Origin of the sequence: Arthrobacter sp. B0490 (assembly GCF_002929355.1) — a bacterium.
Classification (GTDB): Bacteria; Actinomycetota; Actinomycetes; order Actinomycetales; family Micrococcaceae; genus Arthrobacter_D.
Map to the genome: position 1 here is coordinate 22,262 of NZ_PJIR01000015.1, position 23,164 is coordinate 45,425.

A 23,164-nucleotide genomic window follows, 5' to 3' on the forward strand; every position below is an offset into this window, starting at 1 on the left:
GTGGTTGTCGCAGTGCAGCAAGCTTCTCTGCGCCGATGGACACTTAAGCTTCTCCCGAGAGTTGACCTGGACGAGCTGAGGTGGACTGCCGCTCACTCACGAGCTCTCAGCGACGACTTCGTAATCTGCACCCCTAGCGTGACCTTCCCTCGTCACGCGCCTTCGTTTCTGCAGCCTTTCTACTTCGGGCCGAAGCGGCATCCTTTGATGCCGACGTCGCCGGGTCGGCTGTTGCGGCTGCTTCCCGTCGTCGACGGACGGCTTCAGCCTGCATGGCACTCAAACCCCGACCATCGTTGGTTCTGAATAATTCCTTGCTTTCACGCACGACCGTCTCCTTTTTGTTCTGGTCTGACACCCCCGTCGTCTGTTCGGACCCGGTGGTGTCATTGGCGGCGCGGTGCTTGGCGATTGCGCGGGCGACGGCCTCGGAGACGTTGTCAGCCTGCTGCAGCCGGGGCTCGGTCTGTGTGGCTTCGAAGATGTGCGCTTCACGCTGCTGCGGGCCCGGCAACGGATCGCTGGCTGCCGCGCGTTCGGCCCGAAGCCGGTCGATGACGCGGCGGGCGGCGGCCTGCTCGGTGGTCATCCGGTCTACGATCGCCGATTCATCCGCTCCCTGCCGGTTCTGTGGAGCAGTCCGCGGCGGGGTGGTGGTGAGCTCGCCGTGCTTGTGCAGGGAGGTGGCACGCTCGATGAGGCGCTGCGCGGTGGGATCGGCCCGGTACTGCTTCGGGATGAACGCCGTCTCATGGGTGCCAATTTTGTACCGGTTCCGGTATGCCTCAGTCTCCGCCGCGATGCGGTGCCACTCGGCGGCTTTCGCGTCCTTCCCGGGCACGGGACCGAGGGCCTTCGTCCACGCAGGCTTCTCTTCCGCGAGCTGCGCGCCGCGGACCATGACCCTCTGTCCGAGATGTACCCGGAGCCGGTGGAGCTCGGCCCGGTACGACGCCGGCACAAGCGGATCCTTCAGGAGGACGGCTGGCGCAAGGTCCTCGCTCACAGCTGCTGCCGTACTGGCCGGCTGCATTCTTGTATCCGTTGCGTCGCTTACTTGTGGCAGTGCGACGGCGCGGAGCTGCTGCTCGTGCCGCATGGCGTCGCCGATGGTGATCTGGTGGGCGGAGCGGGGATCTTCCCCGCGTGCGGTGCGCTCGATGGCGGCCTGGGTCGGGGAGAGATTTTGGCGGCGTTCCAGCTCGACGGTCATTGCCTTCACCCGCCACTGATCCTTGAACACGGATCTCGGTGTCTCTGCGCCAACTGGTGTGGCGGGGTCGATGGATTGGACCCGCGCGATGGCACTGGGGCGGGCATCGATGAGCATGTCGGTCCGCATGAGAGCGAACGGACGTGCCGCCCACTGCGTGTCCATCGGCACTTCCCCGGGCGAGCGGCGCGGCAGCTCGGATCCTGCTGCGTGCTGCGTGGCCTGCTGTGCGAGGCGCTGCAGGTGCTCATCGGACACGGCACCGAGGGGACGCTGGTCGGCGTTGGCAAGGAGGCTGCGGGCGGCGTCGATGCGCTGCTCGAGCCGGTACGCGAGGACGGCCGCCAGGTCCTGGGCTCCGTCGAAACCGCGAAGGTGCCCGGTGTCGGCGTGCTGCCCGCGCCCGCTGCTGTCACGGCTGACGCCAGCGGCCTGGGCCAGGAGTGAGGCGGGGTCGAGGCCCTGCGCTTCGGCTGCTCGCAGGTGCGTTGCTACCGCTTTCCATGCCTCGTGCGAGGTGAACTGCACGGCGGTCCGCGGCCCGATCACTTCGGCTGCGATGGTTCTGGTTTTGGCTTCCCACGCGGCGTTCTCGACCTCGTTGTAGACGCCCGCGAGGGTGGCAACGTCGCCAGTACGAACGGCTTCGGTCCGTACTGCTTCGTGCGCGGACAGGGTGCGGTCGTAGTTCGCGGTGATCGTGGACAGGACGCTGTCGCGGGTCACGGCCTGGTCGTTGTCGTCGCCGAGGGCAACATAGAGGCGGTTCGTCTCGCGTCCTCGGGTGGCAGCCACGTAGGCGCCAGCCCGCTCGGTCCGTGCGTCGAGGATCGCGTGAGCGGTATCCACGGTCGCACCTTGGGCGCGGTGCACGGTCGCGGCGTAGCCGAGCTGCCCGTGCTCGTGGAGGTAGTCGGCGTCGACGGTGATCCGTCCGCGGTGACCTGCATGCCGAAGGGTCACGCGCTGCCGCTCCTCACCTGCAGCTGTATCGGCAGCTAGATTCGTGGCGGGGTCTGCGGTGACTTTCTCGACGGTCCAGACGTCGTTGTTCTTGACGAAGTCCTTGCCCTGGTTGACCTGCAGGGTGCGGTCGTTCTTCCGCGTGACGACGGTGTCCCCGGTGTAGGCGCGTAGTCCGTCTCGCAGGACGACGGAGGGCGTCGCTTCGGTGATCGGGCCAGTGCCGTCGGCAAGGTTCCCGGTGGCGATGCGGGCGGCCTGTGCGCGGGCGTTGAGATCGGTGACGGTGGCGTTGTCGGTGGCAATCAACAGCGAGGTCTTACCGGCCTGGGTGTCGGCCATCCACGCACCGAGGGCGTCCTGCGTCATGGCCTCAAGGGTGCCGGCGGTGACGCGCTTGTTCTCGAGGTACCAGTGGAACGGGGTGTCCGCGCCGGCGGCGGGCGGCTCGCGCAGCGCCAGGGATGCCTCCGACTCGCCTTCCGTGCGGAAGCGGTGGACTTCTTCGAGGCGGACCGCTCCGACCTCGTTGTTGAGCAGGCGCAGCGCGCCGCCCGAGCCGATGGCGCCGAGCTGGCGGTCATCTCCGATGGCCCTGACGACTGCACCGTTGCGGGCGGCGACGGCGACGACGTTGGCGAGCTTCGGGGTGGTGACCATACCTGCTTCGTCGACGATGATCACATCCCCGGCACGCAGATCCCACACCGGCGTGAAGGCCGGATTGATGAAGCTCGAGCGCCCACCCGCGCCGTTGTCCTGCTGGTTCTGCTGCCGATTGCGGTGGGTGGCCAGGAACGCGTCGATGGTCGTCGCTTCCGCTCCGAGGTCCCCACTCATCACGGCGGCCGCAGCGGCGGTAGGGGCGAGTCCGATGACCCGTCCACCGGTGTCGCGTATGGCGTCGGCGGCAAGGGAAAGGCTGGTGGTCTTGCCGGTTCCTGCCGGTCCGATGCCGAGGGTCAGAAGCTTCTCGTCGGAGGCGAACGCACGCGCCACGTCGATCTGCCCCTGGGAGAGGGCATGTCCGCCACCCGTCGCCGCGGCCTCTGTGTGCTTCGCCAGGACTACGTCGAAGCGTTCCATGGACACGGCCGGGATGACGGTTTTCTGACCTGCCGCGAGGATCCTGTGCTCGGCGCTCAGCACCTCGTGGGAGGTGAACAAAGCGCTGTCAGCCTGCTGGAACTGGCTCGATCCGTCGGCCCGCTGGAACTCGCGCAGGCGCGGTGTGATAGCAACAGGCGTAACCTGGAGGCTGTGCGTGGCGGTGACGGAGCGCGTCACCTTCTCCACGGTCTCGTCGGTGATGGTCTGCCCGGGGAAAGCGTCTTTGAGGTGTCGGCGGGTCTGGGCGATGACGTGGTTCCGACCCCATGAGGCGCGCTTGGCTGACAGTTCGTGGACGATCTGACGGGCGTGCTCGTGCACGTTGAGGTCGGCGACACTGAGGCCGGCGGGAACGCCGTCGGGTGTGCGGGGGCCCATACTGCGGACGTGCTCGAGGAGGGCCGGTCCGACCGGCATCCCCATCCCCGCGCCCATCTCCCTGTCCAGCCCGGTGCTGTAGTCCTTCTGCCATTCGTCGACCAGCTCGGAGAGCCGGCGGGCACTTTTCTTCTCCGGCCGGGTCTCAAGCGTGGCCTGCTGTGCCAGGGCGATCTTCTGCTTGTCGCTGGGGGCGTACCCGTGCTTGTCGGTGAACTCGGCTTCGAGCCGGTTAATCGCTCCGGCGATGTTGGTGCGCCTCGAGGAGGCGCGGTGGATGCTGTCGAGGTCGATCCCGGCGACCTCGTAGACGGGCTCTCCGCCACCGGTGGATCGGGCGACGGTGCTGACGCCGAGGGACGCGCAGACCTTCTCGATGACCTTCGCGTTGTACGTCTCGGATGCGGCGACGCCCATCTTGTAGAGAGTGCGCCCGTCGAGGGACGACCATTTGCCGTCGCTGCCCATGACCTTGTTCGCGATGACGACGTGGTCGTGCAGCTGGGGGTCTCCGGCACGGGAGTCGTAGTGCCGGAACTGGGTGGCGACCAGACCGCCATCGACGTTGATCTGGCGGACACCGTTCTTCCCGCGGCGGGTGTAGAGGGCGTTCTTCTCGAGGAAGGTGATGGTCTCTTTGATGGCTTCGTTGTGCGCGGCCTCGACCGCTTTGCGTGCTTCGTCTCCGCCAAGCGCCCACAGCAGGGACACCGATTTGGCGGGCGAGAACACCAGGTCGTACCCGGCGACGGTCTGCTTCGACGGCGTCGTTTGCGCGGTCACGTACCGGGCGAGTTCTTCGTTGCTGCGGGCATTCCGGCCGTGGGACTCGCGGAACAGCTCGCCGCCGACCCGGAACCGGATCTCGTGCATGACTTCCGTCGGCAGCACCTTCTCGGCGTTCTCCGGCCCGCTCCAGACGGGTCCGCTGGTGCCCCGGAACCGGGCCACTTCCTCGTCGATGCGGCGCGTCATCGTCGTGTCCGCCGCGTCGTACTGGTGGTACTTCTGGCCCAGCTTTACATCGTTCGCGCCGCCGCCGGCGGCGATGATGCTGGCAGCCTCAGGGTGCAGACCCTCGCCAAACAAGGCTTTCATCTGCGCTTCGGTGACTTCACCGGAGACTCCCAACAGCTGCTCGGAGTGACCGATCCACTGCCCCGGAGGCATGCCCTCGACGGTGTAGTAGTCCCCCAGCTCTCGGTCGCCTACGCGTAACTCGTCGCCGCTGGCGACCTCGGAGGTGTAGTAGGTGTAGCCGTCCCCAGCACTGAGCTTATGGACGGTCATCACCCTCCCATCCTCATCCACTCCCCCACCCCCTTCGAGGCGGCACGCCGCGCAAGACTAGCCTCATTTATCAGGATGCAAGAGGTGTGACAGATTGTGCTGGTTGGAGTGGTGCGAAATCGCTTGGTGACGACGGAGGAGGAAACCGAAGATGGAGCGCCGTGGAGACCAGGACGATTGGTCCATCGAATCTCGATGCGGTTGTGCACATGAGAATGAGCGGTGGGTAACACGGTTTTCGTTATCCACCGTTCGTTCGATTGTGTGGAACCGCTAACGGACGTTATCCACCAGGTGGGCAGCGCAGAGACGTTGGTTATCTCGAAGCCGTCCACGTGTGGTCAACGTCCGTTGCATCCAGCCCGAGCGTCAGCGAGGTCCGCATGAAAGGTTGGTGGGCACCGGCGGTGAGCGAGGAGCCGAATAAGGAGCTGAGTGTTGCGCCTGTGACGGGTGGGCTCTGACCGTTAGGTTTGGTGGGGAAGTGCGTCGGATCGCAAGTCGCGGCCGAAGCAGGATCAGGTACGGGTTTTGAATGCGGGATGAGTGAAGGGGACGGGTCATCATGGCAGCACCGAGGAAGTCAGCGCAGCAGGTCGCGGCACGGGAAAAGGCGAGGGCGAAAGCCCAGGAACTCACCACACGGCACGAGAGGTTGATTGACCTGGCGGCGGAGTTCTTCGAGCAGGAGGAGCAGGCAGAGCAGATCCGCGCCGAGGCGCGCGAGCGTGCCGACGCGATCCTGGCGAAAGCCGAGCAGGACGCGGAGGCGGCCGCGAAGGAAGCCGGCGCGAAGGTGCAGCAGATGCTCGATACCGGGGAGAGCCGCGCAGCGGTGGCGGCCCGTCTCGGGCTCAGTACCGCCGAGGTGAAGCGGGCCCTGGACGGTGCCAGCGCTGGCACCTCATCCGCGGACACCGGGGATGCGAGGGACGCGGGGACTGCGTCGACGCTGGCGGGGACAGCGGACGAAATTGCGGAACAGGTTGCCGCCGAGACGAAGGCCGCCTGACGGCTGAAGCTCGACCTGGCAGCACGAAGTGAGGGGACCGACTGTGTCGGTCCCCTCTTCTGTGGAGAACACATCTGTGTGGGCCTTTCTCCTGGTCGTGTCGGTGTGTAGCGCGGCCGGGGCGCGCGTACCTGGTGCGCGGCACCGGAGGCGGAGTGAGCGTGAGTGCGAGGACGGCGGTTCGGCGCCGGCGACCACAGCTCGAGGTTCCCGGAGCGGCGGCGAACCGCCCCGCCCACCAGCGGTGAGCTGACCGGCTCCCCTCCACTGTTCGGGCCGGCCCGGGCCGGGGTTGGTGGTGCAGGGCTGTCGCTCCGTGCACCACCGGTGTCCGGTGCTACTCGGCGGCGTACTCTTCCGCGATCATCTCCTCGTCGGTGTGGACTTCCTCGAACGTCTCGCTGTGCTCGGTGTCCTCGTCGGGTTCGGTGGTCTTGTTCGCGCTGTCGAGGATGATCTGCTCGACCTCACTGGGCGTGTACCCCCACGTGACCAACTGTGTGAGGTAGGTCAGGTGGCTTCGGTGCGGTGAGCGCCACGAGTCCTTGGCGATGGTCTTCTCGAACCCTGCGCAGACCAGCGCGATCATGGGCACCTCGGGGCGGGTGGTGGTCTTCGCTACGTGGTCGCTGAGCGGGTTCCATCCCCACGTTTCCTTGCCTTCGATCTTCGCTCCGGCCATCTCGGCGGCGACGGCTCCCTCGTAGCCGCTGGCGACCTCGGGGTGGTGGGTCAGGGCGTGGACGGTGAAGTACTGCCAGCCCTTCGGTGCCTGCTTCTTCGCCAGCAGGGACCGCACGAAATCGCGTCGGACGACCGTCGCTGATTCCATGGCCTTGTTGTTGGCGATCAGGGTCTTCCGCTCGGCCTTCTGCTCGTCGCTCATGGGTCCCTTCGGGGCCGCTGTGCTCGTGACGTGTCGGAGGGTGAAACCCAGTTCCTTCCATCCGGTGACGACCGGGATGGTGCTGTACTCGCCGTGGTAGTTGTTGGCGATGCAGACGGCGTTCGCGTCCTCGTCTGTGGCTCGCTCTCCGTCGGCTCGGAGCAGACCGGTGACGACCACGTTCTCGTCCGTCGGGTAGTAGCCGTAGCTCACATCTTTCACGACGACGGTCCCGGCGGCTTCCAGCTCGGCCACCAGTGCGGCGCGGGCTTCCTCGCGTGCGCGCTTGTCGCGCATCTGCTGGGCGACGTGCGCGAGCATGTCCGGCTCGTCCGCAATGACCGATTCCAGCTCCTCGGTGGCGTCCTCGTCGCCCTCGAACTCGACCAGCACGAGAGCTTCCTCGATGGTGCGGCCCTTGGATAGTGCGGCTTCTCCTGCGGTGCTCATCTTGGCCTTCAACGCTCCTTCGACTTGGGTCTTGGCGCGTCCGGTCTTCTTCGCGATCTGCGCCGCGCTCACTCCCAGCAGGGACAGCTGGTGGAAGGCGTCGGCCTCGTCCGCGTCGGTCAGCGCGGACCGCTGAACGTTCTCCACGACTTGCGTGGTGATTCGCTCGGCTTCCGCCGGGCTGGCGACGACCATGACCGGGATCAGGGGGGCCTCGGCTTCGACCGCACCGCGCGTGCGGCGCTGACCCATCAGGACGTGCACGGTGGTGGTTCCGTCGCCGTTGTCCTTGCGGTGCGCGATCACGGGTTCGATCACGCCGTGCTCCTTGATGCTCGCGATGAACTCGGGCGTCAGGGCGGCGTCCTTGCGCACGTTCACGTCCACGGTGAGCGTGCGCGGGTCGATCATTTCAAGGGTCGGCTGAGTGGTCAGCTGAGCGTTCACGGTGTTGCTCCTTCGTTGCGGTGGTGGTGTCGGGGCCCTTGGTGACCAGCAGTGGACCCCTCCCCCGTTGTTTTTTGCCTGCTGGCGAGCTCGCTCGCTCGTTCCCGACGGAGCCGTGTGCAACCCGTAGGGCGGTGGTGGTGGGAAACCTCTCAAGGAAATAAGCGACGCAGGAGCGCCGTGGAGGTTTGTTGCCGGCACCGTCGGCGCAGCCGATTGACGCGGTGGAACGGGGACGGATAATCCGTAGGACAGCAGCAAAAAACACCCGGACTGGATGCGACGAAGGAGCAGCTTGGCCGGAACAGGCCGAAGCGAAGCGAGAGGACCATTGCTCTGGTTGGAGCGCCAGCGGAAACATGGGAAGCACTAAACCGCCGGCCACCCGCGGTCGCCGGCTAGGACCCAGCAATGACGAAGGGCCGGCAGCCATCGGTGCCGGCCCATACTCAGTCGCTCAAATACTCATTCACTCATCGACTCATTGGTGCCGGTCAGGCTTTGTGGGCGTGGTCGGGGCAGTAGTAGCGGCCGACATCGACGGTGATTGCCCGGTACAGCCAGCCCTCGGGCAGGGGACGGCCCGGGTCAAGGATCTTCGTGGTGGCGCGGCAGATACAGCACTGCGCCAGGGACGGGGTGCCCAGTGTCTGTGGCGTCACTGCGGCGGCGTCAGTCCTCGAAAAAGCGGCGTGCCTCGTTGGAGGCGTCGGCGACGTCGACGGGTCCGAAGTCGCTGGTTCCGCTCGTCGGCGTGCTGGCAGCCTCGAGCCGGTCCCCGAGGAGGTCCCCGAGCGTGGGCGCCGCCAGCTCGGGCAGGTGCAGCTGCAGGTTCTCGCTGAGGTCAGGGCTCAGGGCAGCGGCCTGGTCGGGGTTCTCGATGTAGTCCACGGGTCCCATGATCGTCTCTTCCTGGTCGGTGAATTGGTGTCACTGTACGTCTCGGTGGTGTCAGTCCTCAGTGCACAGCTGGGCGGCATGCGCGCCGGTACGCTCACTGGATCGACTGTTCGTTCTAGGCATGGGGAAGCAATGGCACTAGGTGGATTCGGAATTCTGATCGTCCCGGTCCTTTGGGCGCTGATGGGCTTGATCTTGTACGGGATCATTCGGTTCGGGGTGAAGCACGGGATGCGCTCGTACTACGCCGAAGCTGCCCGCCGGTCGATTGCTGCCGACGGCATTATCGGAGCAGAGGCCACGGGCCCGACTGCTGTCTACCCCACCGATGGCTCGTCTGAGGGTTCGCCTGGTGGTGCTGCGCGGTAGGTGCAGCTCGTGACTGGTTGTGGTGGTCGCGCCAGCGTGGATGGCGGCGGCCGGGAGAGATGTTCCTATAGACAAGTCCTCGAAGAATTGGGGCCGCCAAGCTGGCGGGTTGCGTGCATCCTCGTGTCGCCCTCAGGAGTCCCTGTGGCGACCTAGGATCAACTCATGACACTCAATAGGGCTGAGATCGATGGCGTACCAGTTTTCTGGGTCGATGGTCCCCCTCCGCTGAGTGCCGAACTCGTATTCCGTGTTGGTGTTCGAGATGAGTCTTTGGTGACGTCAGGCATCACTCATCTTGCCGAACACGTCGTGATGGGCGGCGTAGCGTCGCCCCGGCACGACCACAATGCGACGGTCGAACTGAGTTTCATGTCGTTCGAAGCTACCGGTCGTCCGGAGCAGGTGGTCGCGTTCCTCAAGGACGTTTGTGCAAACATCTGCGCTCCCGATTTCGGCTCCTTGGATGTTGAGAAGAAGGTTCTAGCTGCGGAAGCCTCATCTGTCGTAGGACCAGCAGTCGCAGAGCACCTCCTTCGCAGGTACGGCCTTTCCTCATTCGGGCTTGCAGCGGTCGATCAGCCGGCACTCACCGGCATTAGTCGGGAGGCTGTTGAAGAGGTCATCAGGACCTTCCTTACGAGGGGTAATGCGGCACTGGCGCTAACGGGCCCTCCTCCCCCGGGATTGTCCCTCGTCCTGCCTCCCGGCGAAGCGCGGCCTCCTCTCGCTGCAGTGCCGATCAGAAGTCTCCCGTTGCCGCTCTGGTTTGAATTGGGCGGGCCTCCCCTCGCCCTATCTTTTGAGTACGAGTCCGGGTCGGAGTTGGCGAGAACGAGCGCCTCAGCAATCGCGCAGATCCTCTGTCAACGAGCCTTGGCTGATCTAAGAAAGCAGCGCGGGTTGATCTACGACATCGAGTTCGACCTTTTTGAGGGTGGTAGTGGCCGGGGCCTTGTGTGCTTCACCGCCGATCCGCGAAAGGAGAATGCTGAACTGGTATGCAGCGAGCTTCGACGGATACTTCAAGACCTGGCGTTGCATGGGCCTGAGGAGTTGGAGTTGCAGCAGCTGACGGACGACATCAAAGATTTTGTAGCGGATCCTCGCTCAGCAGTCGTTGCCGCCGCCGATGCTGCCCGACGTCACCTGGTGGGTGAGCAGATTATCAGCCCGGAACAGATGGTGACGGAAACCGCTGCAGTGACTCCGCAGTCGGTAAAGGATGCCTTGTCCCTGCTCGATTCGACACTCATCGTGGGTATGCCCGAAGGAACAAGTACGTCGGATTCCACCTTGAATAGTTTCGGTAGCGAGGACCACGAACCGGTGTCCGGACGCGCCTTCAAGCGCAGCTTCCGTGGTTCCTTCCAAGGAGTCCCTTCGAAGGCTCGCCTTGTGGTCGGTGATGCTGGCGTAAGTCTCGTGGATCAGGTGGTAACCACTATTCGGTGGGAAGACGTTCGAGGACTTGAATACACGCCCTACGGAATCGCACTGCATGGCGTCGATGCCGCGTCTGTGGAGCTTCAACAATCGTGGTTCGCGAAGGGGCATGAGGCGTTTGCCCTCATCGAAAGCCGGGTCGATCCTTCCCTGAGCTACCGGACGGACATCAGCTAGTTAGGCGCTACCTCACCACAACAGGTGAATCAGTCGCGTGATCGGAGCGGGCAGAGTTTTTCCTTCAGGCGTAGTAGAGGCCGCGGCTCCAGGTCACTTTGGGCGTAGCTGCCGTAGCTCTTATCGTCCTTAGGACGTTCCTCAAACCAGGCGTAGGCGACTACTCGCTAAACGAAGATTGCGACGGGGATGACCTTCACTAGGCCGGAGCGAAGCGCAGGACCATTGCCCTGGTTGGAGCCCCAGCGGAAACCAGGGAAGCACGAGAACCGCCGCTCACCCACGGGCGCTGGCCGGGAACCCCAGCAACAACGAAGGGCCGGCACCCATCGGTGCCGGCCGTTACTCAACCAATCAAAAACTCATTCACTCATCGGCGTCGACCAGGCGCGGTGAGCGTGGTCGGGGCTGTAGTAGCGGCCCAGGCTTAGCCGAGCCAGTCCGGGGGGCCAGCGAGGCCGATCCGGTAGCGCGCCGCGTCCTCGGATGGGCTATGCGGCCCGAGGGCCAGCTGGAAGGTCCGCAACTGCAAGCGGGTGCGCTGCAAGCGGAGGCGGGCCGCGGGCGAGCGGTCGCCGCGGCCGGGCACCCCGGCGAGGGGGGCGATGGATGGGGAGAGCACCAGCGCCCCGGCGCTGGCGAGGCCGCTGTAGAAGATCCGTTCGGCCCGGTTCAGTCCGCCGGGGGCGGAGAGGAAGGTGAGGAGTTCGGCGGGGACGGGTTCGAGGTCGGGCTCCAGCGCGCGCAGGGCCTCGGTGAGTTCCCGGCGGCTGACCGGGAGGTCCTCGGCCCCGAGGGCCCGGGCGCTGCGGGACCAGTCGGCGATATAGGTGTCGGCCCAGTCGCGGCCGAACCGCGGGGCCAGGTTGTGGCCGACGGCCTCGTGGGCTCCGAGGAAGGCGTCGGTGAAGGCCAGGTGCACCCAGCGAAGCAGGGCGGGGTCGGAGGCGGAATAGGCGCGGCCGTCGTCGGTGTTGCCGCGGACCCGCCCGTGCATGCCGCGGACCCGCGCCGACTCCCGCTCGGCGAGCTCCGCGGAGCCGAAGGTGCTCACGGTGAGCCAGCGCGCGGTCCCGGCGAGGCGGGCCCAAGGGTCGCTGCGGTACGAGGAGTGCCGCGCGACCCCGGCCATCGCCAGCGGATGCGTGCCCTGCCCGAGGAGGGCCGCGACCCCGCCGACAAGGGTGGAGAGGTCGCCGTGGACCCGCCAGACGACGCCGTCGGGCTCGAACCAGCCCGGTCCCTCCCCGACCAGGGCGATGTCGCGCACCCAGTCCGGCGCCCCGGTGGGGTCCCCGGAGACCCGGGCGCGGAAGGCGCGACGGACGCGGAGGGCCAGGTCGGCGGGGCGCGGTATCGAGCTCACAGGCATCATGCTCCAACGACGGTAGGTCGGGTACGACGGACACCCCGGACAGGACTCCACTACGAAGCGTAGAACACGGCCCTGACACGGCGATTGAGGCGGGGACTCAGAGACTGGACGGATGCCCGCGAATCGACCAGCAAGTGACCAAGTCGCCTAGTGCGCCCTCCCATAGTCAGAAGAGCGTTGGCGCTTCGGGGTCGATGCCAGTGAGCAGGGGGCGGATGATCGGCTCGTTCCATCCGTGCTCGAGGAGGGCTGTGCGCAGGGTGAGCGACTGGGTGCGGAACTGGGCCCGGCCTACACCGCGCCACCGGAAGGTCGAGGCGTTGGCATGCCGGCCCTTCTGGGACCGGTCAAGCATGTTCAACGCCTGAGTACCGGGCAGCAGGTGAGTGTCTGTCCCGGTGCTGGCATGGACGCAGAGTGGGACGTCGCAGACGTGCATGAGTGCGATGCCCGGGTGCAGGGTCCCTCCGATGAGGAGTTCGTAGGCGAAGCGTTGCGGCCGCAGCGCGCGTTGCTCGCCGTCCCTGGTGACCCAGAACCGCCCGTAGCCGTCATCGGCCACCGCGCCAGTCCAGATCCAGCAGTCGTGCGGCCGCGGGCCCTTGACGACTTTTTCCCAGAACCGGTCAGCCTCTCTCCTGCGCTGCCTCATCGCCGCCTACCTCCGCCAGGACGTCATCGGACCCGCGGGACGGCGGACGATCAGTCGGCGACCCTCCATCCGCACCACACCGACGATCACCAGTGCAGCTCCAGCAGCAACCATCAACTGACCCCACCACGGCGCGGCGGCCGCGACGACCAGGATGTACAGGCCGGCGAACCAGAGCGCAATTGCCAGGGCGGCGGCGACCTGGTTGCGAACCCTCGGCGAGATGGGCAGCAACAGCAGCGGCAGCCGGAGGATGGCGCGGACGAACCGGTAGCTGTAGCGGATGCTCGAGGTCAGCAACCAGCGGATCAGTCGGATCATCGCGCTCCCCTGACTACGGGGCGGTTGTGGCGGATAGGTTTAGCTCGCATGGATATGGGCCTCGTGGGCTTGCTGGTGCCGGTACAGGGTGGCCCTGCTCCAGCCAACCAGACGCGCCGCGTCCTCGGCGGTCCTGCCTTTCGCGCGGGCGTCGGCCACGACGTCGAGCTTCGCGGCAATAACCTTCGGGTCCAAGCGTGGCCGGCCGAATTGGGTCCCGGTTTGCCTAGCCGCGACAAGGCCGGCGTTGACACGTTCAACGATGAGCTCACGCTCGTACTCGGCAAGGGTGGCGAGCATGTTCAACATCAACCGGCCCGTGGAAGTCTCGGGGTCGATGCCGTCCGAAAGGGACCGAACGAAGATGCCCCGCTCCCGAAGGAGGTTTACCGTGTTCAGCACATCGATCAACGACCGCCCGAGACGGTCAACCCGCCAAACCACGACGGTGTCACCTTCATTGGCGTACTCGAGGAGTTTCTTCATCCCGGGCCGCTCGATCGCAGTCCTGCTCCCGGACGTCACATCAGCAAACACGTCACGCTTCTGCACCCCGGCAGCGACGAGTGCGTCGAGTTGCAGCTTCGCATCCTGGGACGATGTGCTCACGCGGGTGTATCCGAGGTGCCTCATGCGACCAGTGTGCCTCGAAAAGTCCCAAGGACACGAGAACTAAGGCACTTTATAGCGAGACGACTTTCCGAGACAGAGCGTGCCCTGAGATTCCGCGGAAGTTCTCGGGCTTCAGGGACGCCGACAACGTGTCTTAGAAAACTGTAGTTTTTCGAGACACCATCGAAGACCAACCGGCCAAGGTCGACGTTTCACTTGTGGTACTTGGATGCTGATCGTCGACGCATCGGTCAGTGCCTGTCCGATGGCGACATCTTCGACGTTTAGGTCTCTGGTCTCGGGGCGGAAGGGGATTCAGACCAGTGTTCTAAGCCGCGTGTTTGGTACTCCAATCGATCCTCGCTTTACTAGTTTTGAAGGAAAGAGCAGGCTTTCGGGTTTTGCTGGCTGTCCGAGGATTTGAGCCAGCAGTGCCTCGGCGGTTGCTGCGCCGATGTCGTAGACGGGCTGTGCGACTACTGTGATGGGCGGTCTCATGAGCTGCGCCCATGGCATGTCGTCGTACATCATGAAGGACACGTCATCAGGGATGCTGAGATTGAGATTCTGAAGAGTGTGAAGAACGTCCAGGGCGATGAGGCTGTCAGAGGCGACGATGGCTGTGGCGGGGGATGGTCCAGACAGCAGCTCTTGGACAATCTCATGGATTGGTTGCGGTTTGCCGGCGCTGAGCCGAATCAGATCCTCGGGTATTGGCATGCCGGCCGTATGGAATGCTCTGCGCATACCAGCCAAGCGTTCAGATACGGGGTTCGACCCTAAGTCGGTTTCTGGGCTGGAGGACCAGTTTCCGGCTTCCAGGGTCGAGATGTAGCCGATGCGGGTGTGACCAGTGTCAATCAGATGCGTGACGGCCTCGTAAGCAGTGTCGTCCATTTTCGCCATAGCCGCAGGCACACCAAGGCCTGGTATCTGGCGGTCGAGCAAGACCAGCGGACGACCTGATTCAACGACGTCATGCAGGTGCCGAGTGGAAAGTTGGGAGGCCGGCGCCACGATCATTCCATCAACGCGCTTGTCGAGTAGTACCCGCACGGCTTCGGCTTCAGCTATGACGTCCTCTCCGGTGTTGATCAGAATGACATCGAATCCTTGAGCTTTGGCGGTATCCGAGATGCCTCGCATGGCGAGGCTGAAGAAGGGGTTCTCGATGTCCCCCACTACAACACCCAAGGTCTTGGATCTGCCCGTGTTCATGCTTCGGGCGAGCTCGTTCGGCCTGTACTCCAAAGTCGCCGCCGCAGCCAGGACGCGGGAGCGAACCTCGTCGCTGACGGCCCCGTAATCGCCGAGCGCTCGAGCCGCCTGTGCCTTTGAGACCTTCGCTTCGCGAGCAACATCTGCCACCGTCACGTCCCTGCGGCGAGGGGATGAAGCACTCATAGTCACCTTTCGGGAGGGATTGACCCTCCTGCAATACGCGTGTAGATTCCTCAGCAACCCAAATGTGAGCCCGGTCTCACTCTACGCTGCTGAGACCGGACTCAACTGCTGGGGATGTGATTTTCTTCTGAACTCCCGCTCCTCAGGCACCGAGGTGTCGCCATCGATTGGACGATCTAGTGAAAAGTACTCGCCGATTCCGCCCCTTGGTCACGGCCGCGGCCACAGCAATGACTGCTCTGCTGGTTCTCACCGGTTGCGGGTCGTCCTCGTCCGAGGCCCCGGAGGACAATCCTTACGGCCTGGTCGAACCTGGCACTATCCGCGTAGCCAGCTTGGGCGATTCCAAGCCCTACACCTTCACCGATGCCTCCGGCAATTTCACCGGCTTCGACGTGGAGCTGTTCCAGGACGTCGCCGGACGCATCGGCGTCGACGACGTGGTCTTCACTGGTCAGGATTTTTCCGGCCTGCTGTCAGCTGTCGCCAATGGGCAGTTCGATGTCGGAGTGGCGGCGATCGGTATCACCGAGGAGCGCAAGCAGACGGTCGATTTTTCCGAAGGCTACCTCGCCGGCTACCTCACGGTCATCACAACCAAGGACTCCGACATCAAGGATGCGGAAAGTCTCGCCGGGCACCGATTGGGAGTGGTGCAGGGCACGTTGCAGGAAGCCTACGCGGTGAAGAACTTCACCGAGACAGATCTCGTCCGTTTCCCGGACAACAACTCCGCTATCGCGGCGGTCAACGGTGGATCCGTCGACGCCCACTTCCTGGACTACGAGGCAGCCAAGGATTACATGGAGAAGTTCGGCCTGGTTTCGGCAGCAGACATTCCGTCCTTTGATGCTCCTGCAGGGTTCGCCATCGCCAAGGGCAAGGATGAGTTCAAAGTCGCACTCGATGAGGCCCTCGCGGAGGCCATGGAGGACGGCACCTGGAAAGAGCTTTACCAGAAGTGGTTCCCAGGCTCGCCGATGCCTGAGCAGTACCTGCCGTCCGCGGAGCAGACTTCTGAGCCAAGTTCCGAGCCAACCCCCGAGCCGACTCCGAGCAAGTAGCCCGGGCCCAGTTCCCTCGGGAACTCGCTCGGGAACACGCTCGGAACCTCACCCAAGGGCGGGCCACACACCGGCCCGCACCCCGGCCACAGACACTGAGAGCTTGACATGGACTTCCTCGACAACCTGATCAGAACATTCCTCGACTTCGATGCGATGCTCGCCGTCCTGCCGCAGCTGCTGGGAGTGGGTCTGGTCAACACGTTGATCATCTCCGCCGCAGCCACGGTGATCGGCGTAGTGCTCGGAATGGTGGTAGCCGTGATGGGCATATCGACATCACGTTGGCTGCGTATTCCTGCCCGGATCTACACTGACCTCTTCCGGGGACTGCCCGCCATCCTGACGATTTTGCTCATCGGACAGGGATTCGCCAGAATCAGCCAGGAAATTTTCGGCCCCTCACCGTATCCACTGGGCATCATCGCCCTGAGCCTCATCGCCAGCGCCTATATCGGGGAGATTTTCCGCGCCGGCATCCAGAGCGTGGAGAAGGGTCAGCTCGAAGCATGCCGCGCCCTGGGCATGGGGTACGGCAAGGCCATGGCATTGGTAGTCATTCCACAGGGAATCAGGCGTGTCCTTCCCGCACTGGTGAACCAGTTCATCGCAATCGTGAAGGATTCCTCGCTCGTGTACTTCCTGGGTCTTCTGGTTTCCGAACGTGAACTCTTCCGCGTCGGCCAGGACGCCGCAGTGCTGACAGGAAACCTTTCCCCTCTGGTCATGGCCGGGGTCTTCTACCTGATCATCACGGTCCCCCTTACCCACTTGGTCAACTACTTCGATAACCGGTTCCGCAGCGGAAAGCGCCGTCCTTCCGCCCCTAGCAGCGGACTGAACGAAGTGAAGGAACTCGATGCGGTTACCCCGCACATCACAGGGAGCAACACATGAGCACCTCCACGAACACCTCCGCCGACATCCTTACCTTCAGGGGCTCCAGCCTGGAAGTCCGCGACCTCACCATGGCCTTCGGTGACATCAAGGTCCTCCGCGGCGTCAATCTGTCCATAGCCCCAGGAACCACGACCTGCATCATTGGGCCTTCCGGTTCCGGAAAATCGACCCTGCTCCGCGGTATCAATCGTCTCCACGAACCAGCGGGCGGCGACGTATTGCTAGATGGTGAAAGTGCCCTGACCGTCAAACCTGACGTTCTGCGCAGTCGTATCGGCATGGTTTTCCAGCACTTCAACCTCTTCCCCGACCACACCGCCCTCGAGAACGTCGCCCTCGCCCTCTGGAGCGTCAAGGGGATGTCGAAGAGCGAAGCCAGGGAACGCGCCAGTCGCCGGCTCGCCGAAGTCGGCCTCGCCGAGCGCGCCGATCACCGACCACGAGACCTCTCCGGAGGGCAGCAACAACGAGTCGCCATTGCCCGGGCACTGGCCATGGAACCTGAAGTCATGCTCTTCGACGAAGCCACCTCCGCACTTGACCCTGAACTCGTCAAAGGCGTCCTGACCCTCATGGCTGGCCTCTGCGAACGCGGAATGACCATGGCCGTCGTCACCCACGAAATGGGCTTCGCCCGAAGAGTCGCCGACCAGGTGGTTTTCATGGACGAAGGCGAAGTCGTCGAAGCCGGCAAGCCCGCCGACCTCTTCGACAACCCTCAGAGCGAACGCCTCCAACGATTCCTCTCGGAAGTCCTCTAATGACCGCCTACACCCCCATCCGCACCGCCGTCCTCGGATTCGGCGTCTCCGGCAAGGTCTTCCACACCCCCCTCATTGACGCTGACCCGCGCTACTCACTCGCCGCGATCGTCACCGCCCACCCTGCCCGTGCCAGCCTCGCTGCACAGAAATACCCGACCGCACGAATCATCAACACCGCCGAGAACCTATTTGCCGCTGTCGATTCCGGCGAGCTGGAGCTGGACCTGGTCGTCCTGGGAACACCCCCCGGCAGCCACGTCGAACTAGCCGAAGCGGCCTTCTCCCGTGGGCTGAACGTCGTCGTGGACAAACCCTTCGTACCAACCAGTGCGGAAGGCGAGAGCCTCATCGACCGGGCCGCCGGAGCCGGCGTAGTAGTCACAGTTTTCCAGAATCGTCGCTGGGACGCGGATTACCTGACACTCAAGACGCTTCTTGCCGAGGGCGCTCTGGGACAGGTCCACTCTTTCGAATCCCGGTTCCAGTGGTGGATGCCCGAAGGTTTTGGCAACTGGCGAGACGAGGCAACTGTTGCCGAAGGTGGAGGAATCCTCCACGACCTCGGGGCACACCTCATCGACCAGGCCATCGATCTCTTCGGGCCTGTCACCGAAAGCTACGGAGAAACCGCCACACATACCCCCACCAGCGGTGCCGACCAGGACAGCTTCGTGTCCCTCCTTCATCAATCAGGGGTGCGATCGCGGCTCTGGATGAACGGCTTAGCCGCACAGGTCGGCGCACGATTCCATGTCCTGGGATCTACTGCCGCCTACACCAAGTGGGGACTGGACGGGCAAGAACCCGCACTCGACGCCGGCGTCCTCCCTACCGATGAGGCGTACGGCGCCGAGCCGGAAAGCAGTTGGGGCCTGTTCGGCATCGACGGCGCGACAGTACCCGTACCCGCCGAGCGTGGCAGCTACCCCACGTTCTACTCCCAGCTCGCCGCAGCACTACACGACGGGGCCCCCTTGCCGGTCGATCCCGCCCAGTCCGTCACAGTCCTGCGGATCATCGAAAAAATCCATGGCGCCGGCTGATCCTGCCGCCCATCCCCAGAAAGTGAGTTATCCATGACATCCTCCACACCAGCCCAAGTTGCCGTTATCGGCGGCGGCATCCTCGGGGTCTCCACCGCTGTTCACCTGCTCCGCGGGGGCACCTCGGTCGTCCTCGTCACGGAAGCCGAGCTCGCCAGCGGCGCGTCCGGACGATCCCTGTCCTGGCTGAATTCAGCCGGTGAACGCACCAGCCCGTACCACGAGCTGCGCGTGACAGGCATCGACCGATACCGCACGCTCTTCGCCGCGGATTCAACTCGGGAGTGGCTCCATTTCGACGGCGGTCTTCATTGGGCCGCTACCGGGGAGGAAGAGACCACCAAAGCACGCCACGCCTACGAAAAGGCACACGGCTACGACTCGAAACTCGTTAACCCCGAAACGGTTCGGGATTACACAACGGGCATCAACCCCGCAGCCGTACCCAACACGGCGATCTTCAACCCCGGTGAGGGATGGGTCAGCCTCCCTCACCTAATCGAATTCCTCATGGAAGAGTTCAAGCACCTCGGCGGAGAACTGGTCACCCACGCAGGAAAGACATCCGTCCTGGTTACCGATGGGCGAGCCACCGGAGTTGCGACCGCCGAAGGCGAGCAGTACCGGGCGAACGCAGTGGTCGTGGCATGTGGCCCGCAAACCCCTGCCGTGGTGAAAGAACTCGGAGTAGACATCCCCGACGCCTCACCAGTGTCGATGCTCGTGATCACCGAACCCACTCCCCAGACAGTGCGTCCGGTGATGAACACCCCGAGGGCGGCACTCCGTCCCAATCCCGGGAACACCTTGGCGCTGGACCACGATTGGTACGAGGAAAGCATTACCGAAAACGCGGACGGCACCTACACGATCCCCGAACCCGTGGTGCAGCAACTAGCAGACGAAGCCGCAACACTGCTTGAAGGAGCACCTACTCTGAGGGCCGCATCCTGGAAGCTGGGACGCAAACCCATACCCGGTGATGGAGAACCAGTCTTCGGAGAACTGCAAAAAGTACCAGGATGCTTCGTGGCCTTCACCCACTCCGGAGCGACACTCGGGCTTATCGGCGGCGAACTACTGGCCGAGGAAATTCTGACCGGGCAAAAGCACCCGATGCTCGAGACATTCCGGCCCGAACGCTTCCACTAATCCACCCCTCCCAATTGTTTGAAGAGAGCCTCCGGGCGGCGAGGCTTCCTTGCTCCCAGCCCGGAGGCTCTGTCTCGAAAAGCTAAAGGTTTTTGAGGCACTGCAGTGAGGCCAGCATGCGACGCTCGGGCGCTGGATTTACGATCCGCTGACTGCCTCGAAATCTCATATTGCCGCATCTTGTCTCAACTCTCCGTCATGCCCGGTCGCGGTGACAGCGGCCCGGCGAGTTGCGAAATACTTCCGGCGACTAGTAAGTCCAAGAATGGTGCTACGTCGTTACCTGTGGTATAGCGCCCTCTTCATGGCAGCTTGCTGCATCTTGTGTTTGCACTTGGGGTACTCACTGCACCCGTAGAACAGCCCGTGGACGGATTGTCTTTGGACCATGAATCCTTTGCCGCAACCTGGGCAGATGACACTCGCTGTCGCTTTGCCGTCAGCATCCCGCAGGGTAAGTCCGTGGTCTCTCACGAGCTCCAGCAGGAATGAAGACTCCTTGTTTTGGACGGTGAGGAGCAGGACTTGCCGTTTCGCACGGGTCAGGGCCACGTAGAACAACCGCCGCTCTTCCGCCATGGGGAAGCTGTCACCGTGGGGCATGGCGAGTTGGAGCACCGGGTCATCGACGATTTCGCTGGGGAAAGCGTCCCGTCCTTTTGTCAGGCCGAGAATGATGATGTAGTCCGCTTCCATGCCCTTGGAGGAGTGGATGGTGTCGTATTGGACGTCGAGGTACTCCCACCGGCCTCGGGACCTGTTGCTCTGGGCGAATTCAGCCGGCATGTGTTTCAGCTGTTTCCGGTACCGGCCTAGCACTCGAACCTGCACTTTGGTGCCGTTGGTAGGCACGACGGTTCCGTCCTGCACTGCCCTGTTCAGTTCCTCCAGGTATCGACCTATGATTCCGGCATACTGATCCGGCTCGCTGACGGATATCGCGCTGATGGATCGTGGAGAGTCTGGGGTCGAGGAAACGACACGTTTAGAGAGTTGCGCTGGGTTCTGTTGGATGAATGCGCTGGAGACGTCGCAGATGCTTTGCGGTGACCGGAAGGTTTTTTCCAGGCGCAGGGTTTCCCCGGGCCCGAACCACTGCTCGAATCTGGTCATGACGGACAGGTCCGCTCCGGCGAACCTGTTGATGCTCTGCCAGTCATCACCGACCGCGAAAAGGTACTTGCCCGGCTTATCCACCAACGCCTTAGCCAAACGTGCCCGCCCGTAGCTGGCATCCTGCATCTCGTCGACCATGACCAGGTCGTATCCGCCGTTCCAACTGCCGGTTTCCAGGTGTTCCACGGCTCGGTTCAGCATGTCCTCATAGTCGATGTACTCCCCGGCTGTCAGGTGTTCCTCCCACTTCGCCCAAATCTCCCCGAAGAGACTCAAGAACATGGCGTGCCTGAACTGGAAACTCTGAGTGTCCTGGTCGTGGAGCCGTTCCTGCAGTTCGGCTTCTGTCAGTTGGTTGTTTTTCACATGAATGAGAAAGGTCCGGAAGGTTCTGATGAGTCTTTCGTCATCGATCGGGGTGGGGCCTTTCACAACCCTGTCCGGGTCCGGGGCGAGGATGATGCCCCGGTCGGTGAGTTCCTTCTCGAGGTAACTGAACGCTGTTCCGTCCTTCACCCCGGCCATTGTCGTCTCCAGCAGTGTCGTCTCGTACTGCTGGTGGGTTTCCCTCTTCCACTGCACGCCCTCGATGTAGCCCTCGAACGTTGCTGGCGCGCGGCCGTGGCTATCGAGGGCGAAGTGCTCGTGGTAGACATCAATGTCCGGGTAGTAGAAGTCCGGGGTGTACTGCCGGTGCTCAGCATCCACGGTGTCGATCTCATACTTAGGTTCGTATTCATATGTGACCCCGTTGAAGAACAACCAGTCGGCGATCATCCGTTCACCATGGCTTTTCACCAGTTCGCCCTGCAGCGTCCGGAAACTCGACGTCCTGCTCTGTGCATCCCAGTCAGTGGGACCTTCCTCTTCCTTCCCGGGTCCCGGCAGATCACGGAACAGGACGATGCGGAAGAACTCCCAGCGCATCCGGAACGCGGGGTTCGCATCCTTCAACTCATCCACGATGCGCAGCATGTGCGCAACAGCCTGCCCGCCTTCCAGCCAAGGGGCTAGCGAGGGTTTACGTCCGGTGGCTTTGCCGATGACTCCCAACCCGAACGCATGGAAGGTTTGCGCGGTGATGGCATTTCCGGCCAGTCCAAGGGGTCGCAGTCGATCCCGGATCCGAGCTTCGAGTTCCTTGGCTGCGTCCTTGTTGAAAGCCAGAAGCAGGATTTTTTCCGCCGGCACCAGGTTCCGGTGCAAGGCATACGCAGCTTTGGCGACCATGGTCGATGTCTTCCCTGACCCGGCCGAGGCAATCACCTGGACCCGGTTCTCGAAACAAATCACCGCTCGGGCCTGCTCCTCTGTCAGAGGAGAGCGTTCCACCCGGTCAAAGAAGTCCCGGCAGACCACCAACTCACTGGCTAGATGCTTTTCATTCCAGACTCTGATGTAGCCGGCGGGATCAGCCCAGACATCGATAGCGTCCAACACAGAACCATCCTGAGCTTCGACGTGCTGAGCCAGGGCTGGCTCTTTCAGCAACGCACCCAACCGAGCACCGGGTTTCGCGGACACCCACTGAAACTGGAACTCCCGTGTCAACCATCCCTTGGCCGCTAAATGCGCGCGTGCCGCCGCTTGGAGGTCTGCTACCCACACCTGAACTTCCTGCACATCGGTGTCGAAGGACTCGCGAAGGCCTGCCGCCCGGGCTACAGCCCGGATGGACGCATCGAAAGTTGCAGCGGACCTGGCAGGAATCCCCTGCAGTACCAGCCACCGGTCCTCCACCTGCATATCGATACTCGAGAAAAAAACACCCGGCCGTACCATCGGCGCGTGTAGCGATGAGAGACTGAGTCGCCAAGTATCACCCGACCGAACAACGGTCAGGCTCGCGTCGTCAATCGAAAGCTCCCACTTAGGAGACCCGGTCATCCACCTTCCCAACCAGGAAGGACCCCACCTCAGTAACACGCCAACCAACCCCTACCGCTTGACCGGCACTACAAGCCTCACCGCCCTAGCATGCACCTCCTAAGGACATAAGCGCTGCTATTGGTGCTTTACCAAAGCAGGTGAACATGTCAACCAAAACTCCACCAATCCCAGGTCGGCAGCACCACGGCAAGAGCTTTCAGCGGAACGCCGCGCATCAAAGCTACTCCCGA

General features: G+C 63.5%; 17 protein-coding genes. 7 read left to right on the forward strand and 10 right to left on the reverse strand.

The window, feature by feature from the left end; translation table 11 throughout:
* Nucleotides 1–133: 133 nt before the first annotated feature.
* Nucleotides 134–4,954, reverse strand: a complete 4,821-nt coding sequence (gene mobF, locus CXQ97_RS16360) for a MobF family relaxase (protein ID WP_104181956.1) — start codon at nt 4,952–4,954, stop codon at nt 134–136.
* Nucleotides 4,955–5,519: 565 nt separating this feature from the next.
* On the opposite strand from mobF, the gene CXQ97_RS16365 reads away from it, so the two are divergent.
* Nucleotides 5,520–5,966: a hypothetical protein gene (locus CXQ97_RS16365; RefSeq protein ID WP_104181957.1), complete on the forward strand. Its 447-nt coding sequence runs from the start codon at nt 5,520–5,522 to the stop codon at nt 5,964–5,966.
* Nucleotides 5,967–6,303: 337 nt separating this feature from the next.
* On the opposite strand, the gene CXQ97_RS16370 is transcribed toward CXQ97_RS16365, so the two are convergent.
* From CXQ97_RS16370 to CXQ97_RS16375, 3 genes are all read right to left on the reverse strand, one after another.
* Nucleotides 6,304–7,737 (reverse strand): ParB/RepB/Spo0J family partition protein, encoded by a 1,434-nt coding sequence (locus tag CXQ97_RS16370; protein ID WP_104181979.1) that lies wholly within the window; start codon nt 7,735–7,737, stop codon nt 6,304–6,306.
* A 506-nt stretch (nt 7,738–8,243) separates the two neighbouring features.
* Nucleotides 8,244–8,411, reverse strand: coding sequence for a hypothetical protein (locus tag CXQ97_RS19975; protein WP_181035122.1), 168 nt, complete (start codon nt 8,409–8,411; stop codon nt 8,244–8,246).
* 10 nt (nt 8,412–8,421) lie between these two features.
* Nucleotides 8,422–8,649, reverse strand: a complete 228-nt coding sequence (locus tag CXQ97_RS16375) for a hypothetical protein (protein ID WP_104181958.1) — start codon at nt 8,647–8,649, stop codon at nt 8,422–8,424.
* A gap of 534 nt (nt 8,650–9,183) precedes the next feature.
* On the opposite strand from CXQ97_RS16375, the gene CXQ97_RS19625 reads away from it, so the two are divergent.
* Complete coding sequence (locus tag CXQ97_RS19625; protein WP_146069692.1) at nt 9,184–10,641, forward strand: insulinase family protein; 1,458 nt, start codon at nt 9,184–9,186, stop codon at nt 10,639–10,641.
* A 427-nt stretch (nt 10,642–11,068) separates the two neighbouring features.
* On the opposite strand, the gene CXQ97_RS16390 is transcribed toward CXQ97_RS19625, so the two are convergent.
* The 5 genes from CXQ97_RS16390 to CXQ97_RS16410 form a co-directional block, all read right to left on the reverse strand.
* Nucleotides 11,069–12,007, reverse strand: coding sequence for an oxygenase MpaB family protein (locus CXQ97_RS16390; protein WP_104181961.1), 939 nt, complete (start codon nt 12,005–12,007; stop codon nt 11,069–11,071).
* 175 nt (nt 12,008–12,182) lie between these two features.
* Entirely contained in the window at nt 12,183–12,578 is a 396-nt protein-coding gene (locus CXQ97_RS16395; protein ID WP_258062684.1) for a hypothetical protein, read from the reverse strand.
* A gap of 96 nt (nt 12,579–12,674) precedes the next feature.
* A complete protein-coding gene (locus tag CXQ97_RS16400; RefSeq protein ID WP_104181963.1) occupies nt 12,675–12,989 on the reverse strand; it encodes a hypothetical protein in 315 nt (104 codons plus the stop codon).
* 39 nt (nt 12,990–13,028) lie between these two features.
* Entirely contained in the window at nt 13,029–13,622 is a 594-nt protein-coding gene (locus CXQ97_RS16405) for a recombinase family protein (protein WP_104181964.1), read from the reverse strand.
* Nucleotides 13,623–13,916: 294 nt separating this feature from the next.
* On the reverse strand, nt 13,917–14,969 hold the full coding sequence (locus tag CXQ97_RS16410) for a LacI family DNA-binding transcriptional regulator (protein WP_306740148.1): 1,053 nt from the start codon (nt 14,967–14,969) through the stop codon (nt 13,917–13,919).
* 266 nt (nt 14,970–15,235) lie between these two features.
* Here CXQ97_RS16410 and CXQ97_RS16415 point away from each other — a divergent pair, with 266 nt between their 5' ends.
* The 5 genes from CXQ97_RS16415 (at nt 15,236) to CXQ97_RS16435 (ending at nt 19,928) form a co-directional block, all read left to right on the forward strand.
* The gene (locus CXQ97_RS16415; RefSeq protein ID WP_104181980.1) at nt 15,236–16,069 is read left to right on the forward strand and encodes an ABC transporter substrate-binding protein; all 834 of its coding nucleotides are present in this window, start codon (nt 15,236–15,238) and stop codon (nt 16,067–16,069) included.
* Nucleotides 16,070–16,177: 108 nt separating this feature from the next.
* Nucleotides 16,178–16,966 (forward strand): amino acid ABC transporter permease, encoded by a 789-nt coding sequence (locus CXQ97_RS16420; RefSeq protein WP_104181966.1) that lies wholly within the window; start codon nt 16,178–16,180, stop codon nt 16,964–16,966.
* A complete protein-coding gene (locus CXQ97_RS16425; RefSeq protein ID WP_104181967.1) occupies nt 16,963–17,730 on the forward strand; it encodes an amino acid ABC transporter ATP-binding protein in 768 nt (255 codons plus the stop codon). The genes CXQ97_RS16420 and CXQ97_RS16425 overlap by 4 nt, the downstream gene beginning before the upstream one ends.
* A complete protein-coding gene (locus CXQ97_RS16430; protein ID WP_104181968.1) occupies nt 17,730–18,776 on the forward strand; it encodes a Gfo/Idh/MocA family oxidoreductase in 1,047 nt (348 codons plus the stop codon). The genes CXQ97_RS16425 and CXQ97_RS16430 overlap by 1 nt, the downstream gene beginning before the upstream one ends.
* 33 nt (nt 18,777–18,809) lie before the next feature.
* Complete coding sequence (locus CXQ97_RS16435; protein WP_104181969.1) at nt 18,810–19,928, forward strand: FAD-binding oxidoreductase; 1,119 nt, start codon at nt 18,810–18,812, stop codon at nt 19,926–19,928.
* Between the two features lie 279 nt (nt 19,929–20,207).
* Here the strand turns inward: CXQ97_RS16435 and CXQ97_RS16440 are convergent, their stop codons facing one another.
* A complete protein-coding gene (locus CXQ97_RS16440; protein ID WP_258062685.1) occupies nt 20,208–22,970 on the reverse strand; it encodes a UvrD-helicase domain-containing protein in 2,763 nt (920 codons plus the stop codon).
* Between the last annotated feature and the right edge of the window lie 194 nt (nt 22,971–23,164).

Bases quoted from the DNA above. Each gene is read 5' to 3' on its own strand.
- CXQ97_RS16405 (WP_104181964.1), bottom strand. From the start codon at position 13,622: ATGAGGCACCTCGGATACACCCGCGTGAGCACATCGTCCCAGGATGCG.
- CXQ97_RS19625 (WP_146069692.1), top strand. From the start codon at position 9,184: ATGACACTCAATAGGGCTGAGATCGATGGCGTACCAGTTTTCTGGGTC.
- CXQ97_RS16430 (WP_104181968.1), top strand. From the start codon at position 17,730: ATGACCGCCTACACCCCCATCCGCACCGCCGTCCTCGGATTCGGCGTC.
- CXQ97_RS16435 (WP_104181969.1), top strand. From the start codon at position 18,810: ATGACATCCTCCACACCAGCCCAAGTTGCCGTTATCGGCGGCGGCATC.
- CXQ97_RS16375 (WP_104181958.1), bottom strand. From the start codon at position 8,649: ATGGGACCCGTGGACTACATCGAGAACCCCGACCAGGCCGCTGCCCTG.
- CXQ97_RS16415 (WP_104181980.1), top strand. From the start codon at position 15,236: ATGACTGCTCTGCTGGTTCTCACCGGTTGCGGGTCGTCCTCGTCCGAG.
- CXQ97_RS16425 (WP_104181967.1), top strand. From the start codon at position 16,963: ATGAGCACCTCCACGAACACCTCCGCCGACATCCTTACCTTCAGGGGC.
- CXQ97_RS16400 (WP_104181963.1), bottom strand. From the start codon at position 12,989: ATGATCCGACTGATCCGCTGGTTGCTGACCTCGAGCATCCGCTACAGC.
- CXQ97_RS16420 (WP_104181966.1), top strand. From the start codon at position 16,178: ATGGACTTCCTCGACAACCTGATCAGAACATTCCTCGACTTCGATGCG.
- CXQ97_RS16365 (WP_104181957.1), top strand. From the start codon at position 5,520: ATGGCAGCACCGAGGAAGTCAGCGCAGCAGGTCGCGGCACGGGAAAAG.
- mobF (WP_104181956.1), bottom strand. From the start codon at position 4,954: ATGACCGTCCATAAGCTCAGTGCTGGGGACGGCTACACCTACTACACC.